Source organism: uncultured Sphaerochaeta sp. (assembly GCF_963676625.2).
Taxonomy (GTDB): domain Bacteria; phylum Spirochaetota; class Spirochaetia; order Sphaerochaetales; family Sphaerochaetaceae; genus Sphaerochaeta.
In genome coordinates, this window is the sequence record NZ_CAXXYB010000001.1 from 83,073 (window position 1) to 99,502 (window position 16,430).

Consider the following 16,430-nt stretch of genomic DNA (forward strand, 5'->3'; position numbering starts at 1 on the left):
GATTACCCCTCAAGACCAAGGGAGGCCCAAAAACCATCAACTCTCTCTTTCACCGATTGGTCCATTTCAATATCATCGGGCCAGGGACGGGTATGTCCGTCAAACAAAGTTTTCTTGGTTGCATCAATTCCTATTCTTGTGCCCTGCAGGACCTGGGGAGAAGCGTGGTCAAGTGCATCTAAAGGTCCTTCGGAGAAGAGGATATCGCGTTTTCCGTCAATATTGTTAAAGACTTTCCACATGACAGTAGAAAGATCATGAACATCTACGGAGTCATCAACCACGATTATCATTTTAGTATACATCATCTGACCGAGACCCCAAAGGGCATACATTACCTTCTGGACCTGTGCAGGATATCGTTTCTTGATAGAGACAATGGCACAATTATGGAATACCCCTGCCAGGGGCAGTTCCAAGTCAACGATTTCGGGAATAACCAATTGGAGTAAGGGAAGAAACAATCGTTCGGTGGCCTTGGCCATATAGCAGTCTTCCATGGGTGGTTTTCCCACGACCGTAGCTGGATACACAGGATTCCTCTTTCGTGTTATGCATTGAACATGGAAAACAGGATACTCACCCTGCAAGGAATAATAGCCGGTATGGTCACCAAAAGGACCTTCCGTATGAAGTGCCTCCTGAGGATCGACATACCCTTCAAGCACAAATTCAGCATCGGCCGGAACTTGAAGGGGAATGGTAACACAGTCGACCATATCAACACTCTTTCCCCGAAGGAAACCGGCAAATAAAATTTCATAGATGCCCTCGGGAAGAGGTGCCGTAGCGGCATAGGTTATTGCCGGGTCACACCCCAGCGCAACAGCTACGGGCATAACTTCCTTTCTCATCTTATATTTTTGATAGAAATGGGAACCATCCTTATGTATATGCCAATGCATTCCAGTAGTATTTTTATCAAAGACCTGCATTCTATACATACCAAGGTTGGAAACCCCACTTTCAGGATCCTTGGTAAACACAAGGGGTAACGTAAGAAAAGGTCCTCCATCCTGGGGCCAACAGGTCAAGATGGGAAGATTGGACAAATCAGGGTCATGGTCAATGACTTCCTGACAGGAAGCTTTACGTACTTTTCTGGGGAAAAAAGTGCGAAACAGCGATAGCTTAGGAATTATGGAAGGAATATCAATGCTTTTCGCCTGGGAAAACCCCCATTTGATCAGCTCGGCAATCTCTTCTTTCTTCTCTTCGAGGTTGTCTACTCCAAGAGCCATGGCCATGCGTTTATAAGAACCCATTGCATTCATCAAAACAGGGAATTCAGAACCCTTCACATGTTCAAATAGCAAGGCAGGGCCACCAGCCTTGCTCACCCTATCGGTAATCTCTGTAATTTCGAGATATGGATCAACTTCCCGTTCTATTCGATGAAGTTCCCCTTCCGATTCAAGCTTCCGGATAAAATCCTGAACGTCTTTATATGCCATACGATTAAAGTACCATAGTTAAAAAAAAATATCTTGGGTAGCCAGATGACTATCCAAGACATTTCTTGTTGTATACGATTGTTATTCCTTCACGACACCGGCAGCAAGAGCCTTGCTAGCCAAAGTAAAGAAATTGGAGACATGGATGGAAGCACCTGTTATATCATCGGTATGTCCTTCAGCATCTTTATAGGTAATCTTGGATGGATCCTGGGTTGAAATCAAATACGCCTCAACCTTGGCAGCCTGCACATCCCATTCGGCACTTGCATGCCCATTGGCGACCATTCCGTATAGACCATCAGCTGAATACTTCTTCTTGTCATCCCCATTCTTGTTCACCCCCACTCCAGTTGACATTGACAATATTGCCATTGTTTACAAACAGAGAGATTGTTTCCTTCCAGCCATTTGTGCCAAAATCATCATCTGAAGCAAAATAGGTACCATCTGCATAGGACCCGATTGCAACAGGACCTGCGGCAAGGGCATTGTCAACAAGCTTGGCAAAACCACTTACATGAATGGAAACTCCGGCGATATCATCGGTATGGCCTTCTTCATCCTTGTAGGTAAGTTTTTTGAAATCCTGGTTTGCAACCAAATAGTCCTCAGCCTTAGTTGCCTGTTCATACCACTCAGCCTGAGCTTTGCCAAATTTGACCATATTGTATTTTCCAGCCTTGTCATAGGCCTTTTTGTCTTCCCCTGCAGTATTTACGCCACTCCAGTCAACTCCGGCTATACGACCATTGATAACGGTAAAGGAGACAAAATCCTTCCAACCCGAGGCATAATCATCCTGAATGGCAAAATACGCACCATCAGTCAAGGAACCACGTCCTACAGGTCCATTTGCCAAAGCCTTCGCCGCAAGCTTGAAAAAAGGACTTACATGGATGGAAACCCCAGCGATATCATCAGAATGGCCTTCGCTATCTTTATAGGAAATCTTTGCAGGATCCTGAGTGGAAATTAAATAGGCCTCGGCTTTTGCAGCTTGTACGGCCCAGTCTGCCTGTGCCTTGCCAAATTTAACCATGTTGTATTTTCCGGCTTTGTCAAAAGTCTTCTTGTCGGCACCACCATTTACATTGACGCCATTCCAATCGGCGGAGACAATTTTCCCACCCTCGACAACCAAGGTAGCTGTCTCTTTCCAACCGGAAGAAGCATAAGCATCATCCATTGCAAAATAGATGCCATCTGTATATTTTGCAGTATCTGCCTGCTTATCTGGCGTTGAAACTTCCTTGACAGCAGGAGTTGAGGCTGGAGTCGTTGATGTAGCAGCAGGTGCTTCACTTTTTGAACACCCTGTAATGAGCAGAACCAAAGAAAAAAGCAAAATCAAAAACCCAAGAATAGTTTTCTTTTTCATAACCCTAAATCACTCCTAAAATATCGATATTCTCATATGATTATATACGAATATTTTAAAAGGATACAATACCAAACTGCTAGGTGATTCAGAATTTGAAAAGTCAAGCAGGGGTTTTAGAAGGAAAACGACCTTTTCCTCTTCAGTGAAAAAACCCATTTTATAAAAACAGAATTTATATAATTTATTTTAATATAATTATTTATTTAATTCATTAAAAAATTGAAATAACTTTTTATCGATAAATGTATATTCAGAATTGAACTATTTCCTAGTTCTATGCTAGACTAATATACGGTTTCGTTCCCGTAAACGAAAAGGAAACCAGAACTCTTTGGAAAATGGATTTTTCCATCGAATATGAAGACTTTTTTATTAAAAAAACTATAGGTCCCTGATTATATTGAAATTATAAAAGGAAATTCAAGATGGAAAAAAAGCGCATCGTGATATTGGGCGGAGGTTATGCTGGAGTCCATGCTGCAAAAAAACTTCATAAAGCCTTCCATAAAATGCAAGACAAGATTGAGGTTATTCTTATTGATAAGAATCGCCATCATATATTGATGACAGAGCTCCATGAAATTGCAGGAAATCGTGTCGATGAAGAATCAGTAAAAATATCCTATGACCGGATTTTTGCAGGAAAGATGGTAACTATCGTCCAGGACGAAATTACTTCCATCGATTTCACGGCCCAGAAACTCCAGGGAAAGAAACAATCCTATCAATATGATCAATTGATCATCAGCACAGGTGCAGAAGCTGCTGATTTCAATATCCCTGGGGTCAAGGATCATGCTTTCTATCTTTGGAGCCTGGAGGATGCCTTGCGGATCAAAGCTCATGTTGAGCTCATGGTCAAGGAAGCTTCAACTGAATTGGACAAGGAAAAACGCGCTCAGATGCTTACGTTTGTAGTGGCAGGAGGTGGATTTACCGGAGTGGAGCTCGTGGGAGAATTCATTGAATGGCTGCCTCTGCTTTGCAAGAAATATGGAGTCGATTATTCTGAGATAAACCTTATCAACTGCGAGGCTTTGGGAAGCATCCTGAATATGCTTCCGGAAAAACCAAGGGCCAAGGCTGTCAAGTATATGCAAAAGAAAGGGGTGAAAATCCTGGTCAATTCCTTGATTGTCAATGCTGATAGTGAAGGTTTTACCACCAAGGACGGCACTGAATTCAAAACCAAGACCCTGATCTGGACTTGCGGTATCAAAGGCTCTGATTTCTGTTCAGCCCTCCCCATAACTGATGGGAAACGTGGAAGAAAACAGGTCAACGAGTTCATGCAATGCCCAGACCATGACAATGTATATCTCGCCGGTGATGGATTATGGTACCTTGAAAACAATAACCCCGTACCACAGATTGTCGAGGCTGCCGAACAAACAGCCGCTACGGCAGCCGATAGCATCATCCAAACCGTAAAAGGTCAAATGGGACTCAAGACAAAAATCTCTAAACCTTTTAAATCAAATTTCCATGGCTTTATGGTATCAATCGGTGGGAAATATGCCGTTTCCCATACCGGGGGGATTTCACTGTCTGGTTTCTTCGCCCAAATGCTCAAGCATCTGGTCAATATGTATTATCAGGCTGGGGTTTGCGGTATAAACGGAGCCTGGACCTATTTCAAACATGAAATTCTTCAGATAAAAAACAAGCGCTCACTCATCGGTGGCATGGCGGCCTACAGAGTGCCTTCCTATTGGGTAGTATTTTTGCGAATGTATCTGGGTGTCATGTGGCTTATTGAAGGAATCGGGAAAATTTCCGAAGGATGGCTTACCGATACCACGGGAAGCAAGGTTTATTGGGATACTGCCGCGTCAGTTGCAAAAGCAGGTGCTGATGCAGTAACGGCAGCTTCAGAGGCCGTTACGGATGCAGCAACTACAGTTGCCCAAGCTGGTGCCGCTGCAGTGGATGGAGCGACCCAGACAGTTACCCAGTTTGCACCGCCCCTCATTGCACATCCTCTGGCACTTTATACGTGGATCAATACAACCTTTGTTGCCCATTTTCCCTACTTCTTCCAGCTGATGATTGTACTGGCCGAAGTGGGAGTTGGTTTGTGCTTCATCGGAGGCTTGTTCACCTTCCCTGCAGCAATCGTTTCGCTTGGACTATCCATCATGTTCCTTATCGGAGCAATGGCAGGAAAGGAAATTCTTTGGTATATGGCAGTTTCCATCGTCATGCTCGGTGGTGCCGGTCGCGCCTTTGGCCTCGATTACTGGGTAATGCCTTATTTGAAAAAGGTTTGGAACAAAACTGCTCTTGCAAAGAAAACCTATTTATTTATGGATGAACCAGAATATACCAGAAAACAAATGGCTCGCAAACTTGCAAAGCAGAAGGACCTTGTATAAACAGCATGAATGATTTCTGGAAAGAGGAACAAGATATCTCACAAGAATTATCCCTTGTTCATGATCTCATCAACAATACGGTGGATAAGGCACAAGGCTTTATCCGCCCCGTATTGCTTTCTCATGTCCAGACGCAAGGGAAAATGCTTCGACCTGCATTGGTTTTGATTGTTTCAAATCTGAACAAAGAGGCCGATAGGAAAGAAGCCATACGAATCGCAAGCGTAATAGAAATGATTCATCTTGCATCCCTTGTGCATGATGACATTATCGATTCTGCCCAGAAAAGAAGGGGAAAAGTAACAATTTTCGCCCAAGTAGGCGCAAAGCAAGCCGTATTGGCCGGTGATTATCTTCTATCTTGTGCCTTATCCCTGATAACGGGAAAAGATACGAAAATGGAAGGAATCATTGTTTCAAATGCCTTGGGCCGGTTATGCATGAGTGAATTGGAACAAGATGCAGGTCAGGGTAATTTCTTCATTACGGAGCAAGAATATTTCAAACGCATAGCAGGCAAGACAGCTGCATTATTTGCCTTGAGTTGCTATGCAGGAGCCTCAGTTGCCAAGCTTCCCCCTGAAATGAAAAACCGCTGCCATCGCATCGGACATTTTTTAGGAATGGCCTTCCAGATTCAGGATGATATTCTTGATTACACAGGTAGCGAGATGCATCTTGGCAAGAAAACCGGGAATGATCTTCGTTGCGGTATTCCTACCCTTCCCTTGCTCCTTGCCCTGAAATCAGAAAAGGAACAAGCTTCAAAGGAATTTCCCTTGAAGAAATTACTGACCACCAATAAGAAACTTGGACAGACAGATGTAAAAAAGGCTGTTTCCTTGGTATCAAGTCTTGGAGGCGTGGATCAAGCAAAAAAAATTGCCGATACCTATGGAAACAGGGCTCTTATCGATATACAATCATTACAAGATGAACAGGTTTGCCGACAGTTGACCTCGCTCTTTACCAGACTATCAGTTCGCTCAACATAGGAAACGATTACAATGCAAGAACCAACGGAACCGACAATCGAAGAGATTGTCTTCCAACAATCCTTTGACAATACGCTTAACTTTCTTGAACAAAGAATGGAAACAGAAAAACTTACTCTTATCGACCTTGAAGGGGAGCTTCATCACCTTACCATCTATGAAGGCCAGGATTGGGGTGGTAGAGGTGAGATCAAGAATTCCGAAATTCAGGGTCAAGTCTATGCATATCTTGATTTTATTCAGCGCGTAAAGAAAAATTCCCAAGCCTAGGATATCTACTTCACACTAAAATAAGAATATAAGAGCCAAGGCGATGGTTTCTTGACCGGGCCTTGGCTACTCTTGCATGATAAAAAATAAGACAAATCAATACGGATTCGTAATGAAATGCTCAAGCTGGTCAATCTGGAAGTCGCGTTCCTCAAGAGCCGCTTTTACCACATCCCCAATGGAAATAATACCAATTACCTTGTCGTCCACGATTACCGGTAGATGACGAAATCGCCCAGCCGTCATAAGCTGGAAACAATCATCAAGACTCTGATGGGGCTTCACATACGTAACTCCCTTGGTCATGACATCGGAAATCTTTACCAAAGCAGTGTTGGGATGTTCTGTTTTTCTTGAAAAATGCCTGACGATATCCCGTTCCGAAAGAATTCCTTTCACAGCCCCTTGGTCATCCATTACAAGCAACGCTCCGATTTTATGCTCAGCCATTTGAAGAAGTGCATGGGAGAGGGTATCATCCGGTTTAATGTTGAATACAGTAGTTCCCTTCTGGTCGAGAATAGATTGTACATTTGCCATATAATTCTCCTTTCTGTAATAAAACAAGCAGTCTCCTATAAAAAGGGTAGCTCACTGCAAGGAAATTCGCAAGGAAATTATGGCTGGTTTGCACTATATAGGGAAAAGAAATGCAAGAAAGTCAGTATATAGCCTTCTTTCATCTCCATCATTACATGCTAGCGTGGAAACCAATTCTTGGTTTTCTTGGCAATTCTTACAAGTGTCAACATAACAGGAACCTCGACCAACACTCCTACGATTGTTGCAACGGCAGCTCCCGATTGCACCCCGAATACCGATATTGCCACGGCAACGGCAAGCTCAAAGAAGTTGGAGGCTCCGATCAATGCCGCTGGGGCTGCGATATCATGCGGTAGAGCCCAAGCCTTGGACCAAAAATACGCAATGAAGAAAATCAAGAAGGTTTGCAATATCAAGGGCACGGCGATGAGAACAATAGCAAACGGGTTATCAACAATCGTCTGTCCCTGAAAAGAAAAAATTATCACCAAGGTGAGCAAGAGCCCCAGTATGGTACCACTACCGAATTTTGGAATAAAGGTGTTTTCAAAATACGTCAGGCCATGGCGCCGAGTTACATATATTCTTGTTCCCCAACCAGCAAGAAGCGGGATGACAACGAACAACAATACAGAAAGGAACAACGTCTTCCAAGGAATCGTCATACCGCCTATTCCCAGCAACAGACCGACAATAGGAACATAGGCTATGAGAATAATTAAGTCATTGGTAGCAACCTGTACCAAGGTATAGGCAGGATTTCCCTTCGTCAAATGACTCCAGACAAACACCATTGCGGTACAGGGAGCGGCCCCGAGCAGTACAGCACCTGCAAGATATTGCTTTCCGAGTTCAGGACTTATATATTTCTTGAATACAACTGAAAAGAAAAACCAAGCAAGAACATACATGGTAAAAGGCTTTATCAGCCAATTGACCACCCAAGTTATCACCAAGCCTCGGGGATTCTCCCCCACTTTCTTGATACTCGAGAAATCAATCTTGAGCATCATGGGATAAATCATCAGCCAGATGAGTATGGCAATCGGTATTGAAACATTGGCATACTCAAAGGTTTGCAAGAAAGCAGGAATTTGCGGAAAATAGATTCCTATCAACACCCCGGTGATCATGCATAGGAAAACCCAGAGCGTCAGATATTTTTCGAAAATTCCAAGATCACTATTTTTTGTGTTTGCTTGTTCCATATCAGTCTTCCTTGGAAAAGCTACAAGCTTTTCCTGTGCTGGTTGCACTTTTGCAAATGCAATGATCCTTTTGTTCCGAAATAGTTGTCAGGAATTTCTGAAGATCTTGCATTTGCCCCTTATTAAGAGAGTATGTCATCCAGGAACCGTTTCGCTGGGCATCAACCAAATGACAAGCTGTCAACAATCCCATGTGATAACTCAACGTAGGTTGGGAAATCGAAAAGAAAGAAAGGATATCACAAGCGCAGAGAGGACCGCAGGATAACATATCGATTATTTTCAGTCTGGTCACATCGGAAAGTGCTTTGATCTTGGAAATATAGGAAGCGTAATTAAGTTCCATGGGCTACTCCTTATATTGAATAATATCTATATCATCGATATATTTCAATATCTCTATTTTCAAAAAAATAGTTTTCCACCATGAAAATATAGGGATCATCAACAGGTTGCCTTTTTTTATAAAAAAAGGGTATATAAGCTTTATAAAAGAGAGATTTGAAAATCATGAATAGCATATTATATATAGTAGCTGGCGTTTTATTGGCAGTATCGTTCTTCAAAGATCGTACAAAAACAGTGAAAGCCTTGAAAAAGGCCGCAAAATCCTTTGAAAACATCTTACCCCAATTGCTTGTGATGCTGTTGGTCGTAAGCTTGTTGCTCGCCCTCATGAACGAAGAACTCATCCTTAGGCTTATAGGAGGAAAATCAGGATGGACAGGGGTAATCCTTTCGGCCCTGGTCGGTGCCATTACCCTGATTCCCGGTTTTGTTGCCTTCCCCATGGCCTCTCTCCTTCTGCAAGGAGGTGCTGGGTATATGCAGATAGCAGCCTTTGTATCGGCACTCATGATGGTAGGAATAGTCACCTTGCCTGTAGAAATTGCCTATTTTGGAAAAAGACTTGCAATCTATCGCAATGTACTTGCCTTTGCCTTCTCTTTTTTGGTTGCCTACCTCATCGGATATGTGGAGGCTTTAGTATGAAAGCAATAGTAAAAAAATATCGTGCATTTCTTTTTATAGCAATCCTCATCAGTGTCTATTCTTTTTTCAATGTTGAATTGGGGAAAAAAGTATTTTCCACTTCCCTGTTTCAACTCAAGGAAATGTTTTTGGTCATTCCTCCTATTTTCATTCTCATGGGTCTATTGGATGTCTGGGTCCCCAAGGAAACCATGGTAAAATATATGGGTGAAAAGTCTGGATTGAAGGGAATCCTTCTCTCGCTTTTCATTGGATCAGCAGCGGCAGGTCCCTTGTATGGAGCATTCCCAGTGGCAGCGGTATTCATGAAAAAGGGTGTGAAATTCACCAATGTCCTCATCTTCCTGGGAGCCTGGTCGACTACCAAGATACCGATGTTCTTGTTTGAAATGACCGCACTGGGTGCAAGATTCGCAGTAACTCGATTACTCATCGATATCCCAGGTATCATAGCAATTGCCTATCTACTTACTGTTCTGATACCAAAAAAGGAAGTCTCCAGGATCTATGAGGCCACAATGGAAAAAAATTAGGTACTAAGGAATGCGCTTATTCAGGATGTACGGAAAGGTCCTGAAGTCCTTCGATATCGATTAATCGCACTGTTCGGGAGTCAATATTCTCGATCAACCCCTCTTCCTCAAGCTGCATCATTTTTCGGCTGAGCGTTTCCCTGGCAAGCCCTAGATAATTAGCCAGACCTTCTCGGCTGAGCGGAAGGGTGATATCCAGACCTTTTGGAGTCTGCTTCCCATAGGTATCCTTGAATTCAAGAAGTATCGAGGCAATACGCAACTCGGCATTTCGCCCTCCCATACTTTGCATGACAGTTTCCAACCGGCTCATTCTATTGGCCATGGCCCCAATTACCTGTACGGCAATGTCACTATGTTCGGCCAGTAATTTTTCAAACCGTTCCTTGGAAAGAATGCAAACCTGGCATTCCTCCAAGGCTTCGACAGAATAGGGAACTCTTTCCTCAGTAAACAAGAACCGCGCCCCATAATAATCATTTTGAGGGAAAATATAGAGAATCTGTTCCCGCCCATCAAGGGTAGACCGATAGGCCTTTGCACTTCCTTCCCTGATTACCGTAAACCCAAGGGGAATATCGCCCTCACGGGCAAGGCTCTCCCCTTTGTGATAAATCCTTTGAACCATCTCAAGAGTGAGAGCCTGTATTGCCTCATGGTCAAGGGAGGCAAAAAGAGGGACCTTTCCCAGGCATATCTCATTCTTGCAAATCTCGCACTGCCCCATATTTTTAGACTCCATGTAAAAACTCCTCTTAAAAATCATCCTGTGATTTGAATCACAGAATAATACTATTCATAGTTTTATAGTCAGGCTATCCAGTGGATGTCGACATCTCCTGTAATCAATATAGCAGAGGTAAACCATGAGTACTACCAAGACTAACGAAATCACGATTGATACGCGCAATTTTATCATAGAGCATTACACACCCTACAGTGGAGATGAAAATTTTCTCGTAGAACCGACGCAGCGGACAAAGAAACTTTGGAAAGAAGTATCCCAGCTTTTGACTTTGGAACGGGAACGAGGAGGTATGTACGGAATTGATGAACATACAATATCTACCATTACCAGTCATGCAAGCGGATACATAGACCAAGAAAACGAGATAATCGTAGGACTGCAGACAGATGAACCTCTCAAACGCGCCATTATGCCTTTCGGAGGAATTCGTTTGGTACAAACGGAACTGGAAGCGTATGGAAAAGAATTGCCGCAATCAGTAAAGGAAGTCTTTTCCTATAGGAAGACCCATAACGACGGAGTGTTTGATGTATATACCGAGGAAATGAAAAAAGTCAGGCATTCGGGGATTGTCACAGGACTGCCCGATGCCTATGGAAGGGGCAGGATCATCGGCGATTACCGCAGGGTTTCCCTCTATGGAACAGCAGCACTCAAGCAAGCCAAAAAACAAGCCAAGCAACATTGCCTGGGCGACTTCATGGATAGCGATACCATCAGGGACAGGGAAGAACTCAGTGAGCAGATCAGGGCCCTGGGAGAACTTGAACAGATGGCAGCTTCCTATGGATTTGACATCAGCAAACCGGCGACAGACACAAAGGAAGCCATACAATGGCTTTATTTTGGATACCTTGCGGCTATCAAGGAACAAAACGGGGCCGCAATGAGTCTGGGAAGAGTTTCCACCTTTCTGGATATCTATGCCCAGCAGGATCTTATAAGCGGGAAATATACCGAATCCGAAATTCAGGAAATGGTTGATCATTTCATCATGAAACTGAGACTGGTCCGTTTTTTGCGAACCCCAGCCTATGATGAACTTTTCAGCGGCGACCCTACCTGGGTAACAGAATCGATCGGGGGGATGTGTCTTGATGGCAGGCACATGGTCACCAAGATGAGTTACCGATTTCTCCATAGTCTTACCAATCTGGGACCGGCACCTGAACCGAACCTTACGATTCTTTGGAGTGAGAGACTACCAAACGCCTTCAAGCAATATTGCACGAAGATTTCCATCGATACATCATCAATCCAGTATGAAAATGATGACTTGATGAGCGTATCCTATGGGGATGACTATGGAATAGCTTGTTGTGTATCCGCCATGCGTATTGGCAAGCAGATGCAATTCTTCGGTGCACGGGTAAACCTTGCAAAGGCCTTGCTGTATGCCATCAACGGAGGCAGGGACGAAAAAAGCGGGGAACAAGTAGGCCCCGTTCTAGCCCCGATAACCTCAGAATACCTGGATTTTGAAACTGTCTCACAAAACTATGGGATAATCACCGAATGGCTGGCCAAGCTCTATCTCGATACTCTCAATGTCATCCATTACATGCATGACAAGTATTGCTATGAACGCCTGGAGATGGCCCTGCATGACGAACAGATAGTAAGGACCATGGCAGGAGGTATTGCCGGCTTGAGTGTCGTTGCCGATAGCTTTTCGGCAATCAAATATGCCAAGGTAAAACCAATCTACGATGAGCGCAATCTTGCCGTCGATTTCACCATCGAGGGAGATTTCCCTAAATATGGGAATAACGATTCTCGTGTCGATGAAATAGCCGTTGACCTTGTAAAGGATTTCATGACGAAAATGAGAACGCATCATCCGTATCGAAACAGCATTCCTACCCTTTCGGTGCTTACGATAACGTCCAATGTGGTCTATGGCAAGAAAACAGGAGCAACCCCTGACGGAAGGAAGAAAGGAGATCCCTTTGCCCCAGGGGCTAATCCTATGCATGGAAGGGATTCCAATGGATGTGTGGCAAGCATGAAAAGCGTAGCAAAGATTCCCTATGCCTTTGCCCAGGATGGTATTTCCTATACATTCAGCATCATTCCGGGAACCTTGGGAAAAACAGCATTGCAACAAAAAGAAAACCTTTCCTCTCTTTTGGACGGATATTTCCATGAGAAGGGACATCATATCAATGTCAATGTCTTTGACAAGAGTACCTTGCTTGATGCAATGGAACATCCTGAGCTTTATCCGCAGTTGACAATCAGGGTCAGCGGCTATGCAGTGAATTTCATCAAGCTTACTCGTGAACAACAGTTGGATGTCATACACAGGACATTCCACGATCATTTATAAAGGAGTTATTATATGGGCATACAAGGCACTATCCATTCCATCGAGACTTTCGGAACCTTGGACGGACCAGGAATCCGGTATGTTCTGTTTCTCCAAGGTTGCTCACTCCGTTGCCGTTTTTGCCATAATCCGGATACATGGGCACAGGGTGGCAAACCCCTTACAGACTCCGATTCGGTGGTAAAAGATATTCTTTCCTACCGGTCCTTCATTCGACAGGGAGGAGTGACCCTCAGCGGAGGGGAACCTCTGATGCAACCCGAGTTTGCCTTGGATATCATCAAGCAATGCAAAAAAGAAGGATTGCATACAGCTCTCGATACTGCAGGGGCTATTCCCTTGGAACGGTCAAGAGCTGTCTTGGAAGCAGCTGATCTTGTTTTGCTGGATATCAAGAGTCTGGATGATAGGCAATGCTTCAGCCTTACAGGCCAGGGCAACGCCAATACGCTCGTCACCCTTGATTATTGCCAGAGTATCGCAAAACCTGTCTGGCTTCGTCATGTACTGGTTCCCAGCTGGACCCTGGACAGAAAAAGATTGGAAAAATTGGCAACGTTTCTCAAGAAGTATACATGTATCGAAAAAGTTGAACTGCTCCCCTATCATAGTATGGGACAGTATAAATGGGAACAATTGAATCTTGCCTACAGTCTCAAGGATATTCCGGAGCCAACAGAAAAGGAACTGGCAATGGCAAGAAAGATCTTTGAAGATCAAGGCCTGGAAGTTCTTATGACCGATTTGGGCAAACCAAAATCAAAGTCAAAAGTAAGTTGAAGCAAGAGGCGCAGTCAAAACTGTGCCTCTTTTATATGCAGGCAGGTACCTATCAATTCACTTTTTCATTGAGGAGTGCATAATGCACATGATCTTCCCATTTTCCCTGTATCTTGAGATAGGCCTTGCTTAGTCCCTCTTGCGTGAATCCTAGTTTTTCTACAACTTTTTTCGACCGTATATTCCTGGGCAGGATACTGGCCTCAATCCGATGCAATTGCATCTCATCAAAAGCAATTTCAATTACTTTCTGCAAAGCTTCTGTCATTTTCCCTTGGTTGATTTCCTCTTCATCCAGCTTGTATCCCAAAAAACACGACTGAAATACCCCACGGACAATATTGGATAGAGTTGCACATCCAATTATTTTTTCCTCGCCTTTATTGAAAATATATAAGGACAAGCCAGTTTCCGTAGCAAAACTTTTCTCCTCGTCTTCAATGAGCATCCGAGCAGCTTCCTCAGTATAGAAAGCATCATTTCTCAACGGTTCCCATTCTTGCAGGAAAGTTCTGGTTCGCAATCGGTAATCCAATAAAAGAGATGAGTCAGCAACACTGAGTCTTCGTAAATCCAATCGGTTTGTCTTATAAATATGCATTATTTTCTCCATGTGATACAAGAAATTACTCTATTGGTAGGATAAGAACTGTTCAAGCATCTTTTCGTAAAGAAAAAGGAATTGAACAAGCATCTAAAGTCATTGGGGGTATTCTTATAGCATGCTGCAAGAAAAAATGCAAGAGAATGGAAAAATTGTCTGGAGGGGTAAAATTTTCAGAAGATATATCAACTATGATCAGATAAAAAAAAGGAAGCGAACATTGAATCCTTCGCTTCCTTTTTCCTTCTGCCAAGTCTTAGTTCTTGGCCAAGAATTGTTCAATATCCGTTTTTAATTCACTTGGTTCAATATTGGGGGCAAAGCGTTTCACCGTTATCCCATCCGACCCGACTAAGAATTTCGTAAAATTCCATTTGATTGTTCCGCCAAGAACCCCGGGAGCCTGCTTTTTGAGCCAGACAAACAGAGGATCTGCATTTTTGCCATTCACTTCGATTTTCTTCATTATAGGAAAAGTCACCCCATGGTTGATCTGGCAAAATTGTGCAATTTCCGAATCGGTGCCAGGCTCTTGATGAGCAAACTGATCACAAGGAAAAGCTATCACGGTAAATCCCTTGGATGCATACTCTTTGTAGAGAGCTTCCAACCCGGTATATTGCGGGGTAAAACCACATTTACTGGCGGTATTTACGATAAGAACCGTTTTCCCTTGCAAAGAAGCAAAGGAAAAATCTTTCCCATCATTGGACAAGACCGAGTATTCGAAGAGATTCTCGTGTAATACTGTATTCATCATCTTCCATCCTTTGTATTGTTTACAATATAATTGCACTTAACTTATTTGTCAATGGATTGCGGCTTTTCTTGCCAGAGTAAATAATAATGAAAAAGTCTTGCCATTATGTTTTTTCAGGATAGACTGTAGGCGTAGACCTAGCTTCATGTATCTATCCGTTTTGGAAAACACTCTAAAAGAGGAGATACCATCTAGATGGCCATTGGATATGCTTGTCAGACCTTGGCGGTCCTTGATACAGATTTAAAACACTGCTTGGCAAGACATGCAGATGAACTAACCTTGGCTAAAATCTGTTCGTACAACCTCAATCATCTGGACAATGTTCTGGATTATGCCATTGAAAATGAAATCAAGTTATTCAGGATCAGTTCAGATATCATCCCGTTTGGTTCCAGCAGTATCAACGCCTTGCTCTGGTGGAAGCAATTTGAGACTACCTTACAGGAACTTGGAAGCAAGATACAAAAGGCTGGCATGAGAGTGTCGATGCATCCAGGGCAATATACCATTCTCAATTCACCTCATAAGGAGGTTGTGAAAAACAGTCTTGCAGATCTGAACTACCATAACAGGTTTCTTGATTCACTTTCACTCGGAGCAGAACACAAACTCATTTTGCATATCGGAGGAGTATACGGCGATAAAAAAGCTGCAATGCAACGTTTCATAGAGCAATATCATAATCTCGATCAGAAAATACGTTCTCGCCTTGTACTTGAAAATGATGACAAGAGCTATACCATTGAAGATGTCCTATATATTTTTGAAAAAACTGGGGCTCCCGTGGTATTTGACAACTTGCACCATGCCATCAATCCATCCGTAACCATAAAAAGCGAGTCGAATTGGATTGCAACTTGTGCCAAGACCTGGAAGGAATCAGATGGAAGGCAAAAAATCCACTATTCCCAGCAAGCCCCGGGGAAAAAAACAGGAGCGCATTCTTCCACCATAAGGATTGATACCTTTCTCGAATTTTACACGCATCTAGAAAACAAGGACATCGATATAATGCTGGAGGTAAAGGATAAGAATCTTTCTGCACTAAAATGCATCAATTGCCTTTCACCTTTTCCCTTACTCCTACAAGAGTGGCAGCGATATCATCATCTGGTCTTGGAACATGGTCAGGATGCAGTTTCCCGTATACATACTATTCTGGATTCCCCTGAGGATGCAAAGCCTCTGGACTTCTATCGTGAACTGGAAAAAATCCTTGCAGGAGAGCTAGTTAAAAGCCAGGTATTGGCAACAACGACAAACGTATTCCAAGTAGTCGAGAAATATATCACTCCAAAGGAGAAACAACGTTTTCTGATTGCCCAACAACGATTCAATGAAAATTTGATCACTTTAGCGTCCCTCAAAAAAACCTTGCAGACTCTCTGTGAAAAATATCAGGCCAAAGAAATGCTTACCACCTATTATTTTCTATAAACAAAGGAGATTTG

General features: G+C 43.2%; 17 protein-coding genes. 8 read left to right on the forward strand and 9 right to left on the reverse strand.

Annotation, left to right across the window (positions count from 1 at the left end; genetic code table 11):
• Positions 1-2 precede the first annotated feature (2 nt).
• From ACHZBG_RS00430 to ACHZBG_RS00440, 3 genes are all read right to left on the reverse strand, one after another.
• A complete protein-coding gene (locus ACHZBG_RS00430; protein ID WP_320127458.1) occupies positions 3-1,454 on the reverse strand; it encodes a menaquinone biosynthesis decarboxylase in 1,452 nt (483 codons plus the stop codon).
• Positions 1,455-1,535: 81 nt separating this feature from the next.
• A complete protein-coding gene (locus ACHZBG_RS00435) occupies positions 1,536-1,796 on the reverse strand; it encodes a hypothetical protein (protein ID WP_320127459.1) in 261 nt (86 codons plus the stop codon).
• Entirely contained in the window at positions 1,777-2,835 is a 1,059-nt protein-coding gene (locus tag ACHZBG_RS00440; protein WP_320127460.1) for a hypothetical protein, read from the reverse strand. The genes ACHZBG_RS00435 and ACHZBG_RS00440 overlap by 20 nt, the downstream gene beginning before the upstream one ends.
• A gap of 428 nt (positions 2,836-3,263) precedes the next feature.
• Between ACHZBG_RS00440 and ACHZBG_RS00445 the strand changes: the two genes are divergently transcribed.
• Genes ACHZBG_RS00445 through ACHZBG_RS00455 form a run of 3 tightly spaced genes read left to right on the forward strand, consistent with a single transcriptional unit; the run spans position 3,264 to position 6,478 of the window.
• Positions 3,264-5,213, forward strand: a complete 1,950-nt coding sequence (locus tag ACHZBG_RS00445) for an FAD-dependent oxidoreductase (protein ID WP_320127461.1) — start codon at positions 3,264-3,266, stop codon at positions 5,211-5,213.
• A 5-nt stretch (positions 5,214-5,218) separates the two neighbouring features.
• The gene (locus ACHZBG_RS00450; RefSeq protein WP_320127462.1) at positions 5,219-6,208 is read left to right on the forward strand and encodes a polyprenyl synthetase family protein; all 990 of its coding nucleotides are present in this window, start codon (positions 5,219-5,221) and stop codon (positions 6,206-6,208) included.
• 12 nt (positions 6,209-6,220) lie between these two features.
• Complete coding sequence (locus ACHZBG_RS00455; protein ID WP_320127463.1) at positions 6,221-6,478, forward strand: hypothetical protein; 258 nt, start codon at positions 6,221-6,223, stop codon at positions 6,476-6,478.
• Between the two features lie 96 nt (positions 6,479-6,574).
• Here ACHZBG_RS00455 and ACHZBG_RS00460 read toward each other — a convergent pair whose 3' ends face one another.
• The 3 genes from ACHZBG_RS00460 to ACHZBG_RS00470 all read right to left on the reverse strand — a co-directional run bounded on the left by ACHZBG_RS00460 (position 6,575) and on the right by ACHZBG_RS00470 (position 8,575).
• Positions 6,575-7,018, reverse strand: coding sequence for a CBS domain-containing protein (locus tag ACHZBG_RS00460; protein ID WP_320127464.1), 444 nt, complete (start codon positions 7,016-7,018; stop codon positions 6,575-6,577).
• A 158-nt stretch (positions 7,019-7,176) separates the two neighbouring features.
• A complete protein-coding gene (gene arsB, locus ACHZBG_RS00465; RefSeq protein WP_320127465.1) occupies positions 7,177-8,229 on the reverse strand; it encodes an ACR3 family arsenite efflux transporter in 1,053 nt (350 codons plus the stop codon).
• 1 nt (position 8,230) lies between these two features.
• Positions 8,231-8,575 (reverse strand): metalloregulator ArsR/SmtB family transcription factor, encoded by a 345-nt coding sequence (locus ACHZBG_RS00470; protein ID WP_320127466.1) that lies wholly within the window; start codon positions 8,573-8,575, stop codon positions 8,231-8,233.
• A 164-nt stretch (positions 8,576-8,739) separates the two neighbouring features.
• Here ACHZBG_RS00470 and ACHZBG_RS00475 point away from each other — a divergent pair, with 164 nt between their 5' ends.
• Together ACHZBG_RS00475 and ACHZBG_RS00480 are read left to right on the forward strand one after the other, a co-directional pair.
• Positions 8,740-9,222, forward strand: coding sequence for a permease (locus tag ACHZBG_RS00475; RefSeq protein ID WP_320127467.1), 483 nt, complete (start codon positions 8,740-8,742; stop codon positions 9,220-9,222).
• Entirely contained in the window at positions 9,219-9,755 is a 537-nt protein-coding gene (locus ACHZBG_RS00480) for a permease (protein ID WP_320127468.1), read from the forward strand. Before ACHZBG_RS00475 ends, ACHZBG_RS00480 begins: the two co-directional genes overlap by 4 nt.
• Before the next feature lie 16 nt (positions 9,756-9,771).
• On the opposite strand, the gene ACHZBG_RS00485 is transcribed toward ACHZBG_RS00480, so the two are convergent.
• Positions 9,772-10,497 carry a Crp/Fnr family transcriptional regulator gene (locus ACHZBG_RS00485; RefSeq protein WP_320127469.1) on the reverse strand — a complete coding sequence of 242 codons (726 nt, stop codon included), beginning with the start codon at positions 10,495-10,497 and terminating at the stop codon, positions 9,772-9,774.
• 124 nt (positions 10,498-10,621) lie between these two features.
• Here ACHZBG_RS00485 and pflB point away from each other — a divergent pair, with 124 nt between their 5' ends.
• Positions 10,622-12,832, forward strand: coding sequence for a formate C-acetyltransferase (gene pflB / locus ACHZBG_RS00490; RefSeq protein WP_320127470.1), 2,211 nt, complete (start codon positions 10,622-10,624; stop codon positions 12,830-12,832).
• A gap of 12 nt (positions 12,833-12,844) precedes the next feature.
• The gene (gene pflA, locus ACHZBG_RS00495; RefSeq protein ID WP_320127471.1) at positions 12,845-13,612 is read left to right on the forward strand and encodes a pyruvate formate-lyase-activating protein; all 768 of its coding nucleotides are present in this window, start codon (positions 12,845-12,847) and stop codon (positions 13,610-13,612) included.
• A gap of 52 nt (positions 13,613-13,664) precedes the next feature.
• Here pflA and ACHZBG_RS00500 read toward each other — a convergent pair whose 3' ends face one another.
• The gene (locus ACHZBG_RS00500; RefSeq protein ID WP_320127472.1) at positions 13,665-14,213 is read right to left on the reverse strand and encodes a GNAT family N-acetyltransferase; all 549 of its coding nucleotides are present in this window, start codon (positions 14,211-14,213) and stop codon (positions 13,665-13,667) included.
• A 259-nt stretch (positions 14,214-14,472) separates the two neighbouring features.
• Positions 14,473-14,973, reverse strand: a complete 501-nt coding sequence (locus ACHZBG_RS00505) for a glutathione peroxidase (protein WP_320127473.1) — start codon at positions 14,971-14,973, stop codon at positions 14,473-14,475.
• Between the two features lie 198 nt (positions 14,974-15,171).
• On the opposite strand from ACHZBG_RS00505, the gene uvsE reads away from it, so the two are divergent.
• The gene (gene uvsE / locus ACHZBG_RS00510) at positions 15,172-16,416 is read left to right on the forward strand and encodes a UV DNA damage repair endonuclease UvsE (protein WP_320127474.1); all 1,245 of its coding nucleotides are present in this window, start codon (positions 15,172-15,174) and stop codon (positions 16,414-16,416) included.
• Positions 16,417-16,430: the final 14 nt, after the last annotated feature.

What these genes read in the sequence shown, in the direction of transcription:
- ACHZBG_RS00485 (WP_320127469.1), bottom strand. Translation starts at nt 10,497, where the DNA reads ATGGAGTCTAAAAATATGGGGCAGTGCGAGATTTGCAAGAATGAGATA.
- ACHZBG_RS00480 (WP_320127468.1), top strand. Translation starts at nt 9,219, where the DNA reads ATGAAAGCAATAGTAAAAAAATATCGTGCATTTCTTTTTATAGCAATC.
- ACHZBG_RS00460 (WP_320127464.1), bottom strand. Translation starts at nt 7,018, where the DNA reads ATGGCAAATGTACAATCTATTCTCGACCAGAAGGGAACTACTGTATTC.
- arsB (WP_320127465.1), bottom strand. Translation starts at nt 8,229, where the DNA reads ATGGAACAAGCAAACACAAAAAATAGTGATCTTGGAATTTTCGAAAAA.
- ACHZBG_RS00450 (WP_320127462.1), top strand. Translation starts at nt 5,219, where the DNA reads ATGAATGATTTCTGGAAAGAGGAACAAGATATCTCACAAGAATTATCC.
- ACHZBG_RS00500 (WP_320127472.1), bottom strand. Translation starts at nt 14,213, where the DNA reads ATGCATATTTATAAGACAAACCGATTGGATTTACGAAGACTCAGTGTT.
- ACHZBG_RS00505 (WP_320127473.1), bottom strand. Translation starts at nt 14,973, where the DNA reads ATGAATACAGTATTACACGAGAATCTCTTCGAATACTCGGTCTTGTCC.
- pflA (WP_320127471.1), top strand. Translation starts at nt 12,845, where the DNA reads ATGGGCATACAAGGCACTATCCATTCCATCGAGACTTTCGGAACCTTG.
- ACHZBG_RS00455 (WP_320127463.1), top strand. Translation starts at nt 6,221, where the DNA reads ATGCAAGAACCAACGGAACCGACAATCGAAGAGATTGTCTTCCAACAA.
- ACHZBG_RS00430 (WP_320127458.1), bottom strand. Translation starts at nt 1,454, where the DNA reads ATGGCATATAAAGACGTTCAGGATTTTATCCGGAAGCTTGAATCGGAA.
- ACHZBG_RS00445 (WP_320127461.1), top strand. Translation starts at nt 3,264, where the DNA reads ATGGAAAAAAAGCGCATCGTGATATTGGGCGGAGGTTATGCTGGAGTC.
- ACHZBG_RS00470 (WP_320127466.1), bottom strand. Translation starts at nt 8,575, where the DNA reads ATGGAACTTAATTACGCTTCCTATATTTCCAAGATCAAAGCACTTTCC.
- uvsE (WP_320127474.1), top strand. Translation starts at nt 15,172, where the DNA reads ATGGCCATTGGATATGCTTGTCAGACCTTGGCGGTCCTTGATACAGAT.
- ACHZBG_RS00440 (WP_320127460.1), bottom strand. Translation starts at nt 2,835, where the DNA reads ATGAAAAAGAAAACTATTCTTGGGTTTTTGATTTTGCTTTTTTCTTTG.
- pflB (WP_320127470.1), top strand. Translation starts at nt 10,622, where the DNA reads ATGAGTACTACCAAGACTAACGAAATCACGATTGATACGCGCAATTTT.
- ACHZBG_RS00475 (WP_320127467.1), top strand. Translation starts at nt 8,740, where the DNA reads ATGAATAGCATATTATATATAGTAGCTGGCGTTTTATTGGCAGTATCG.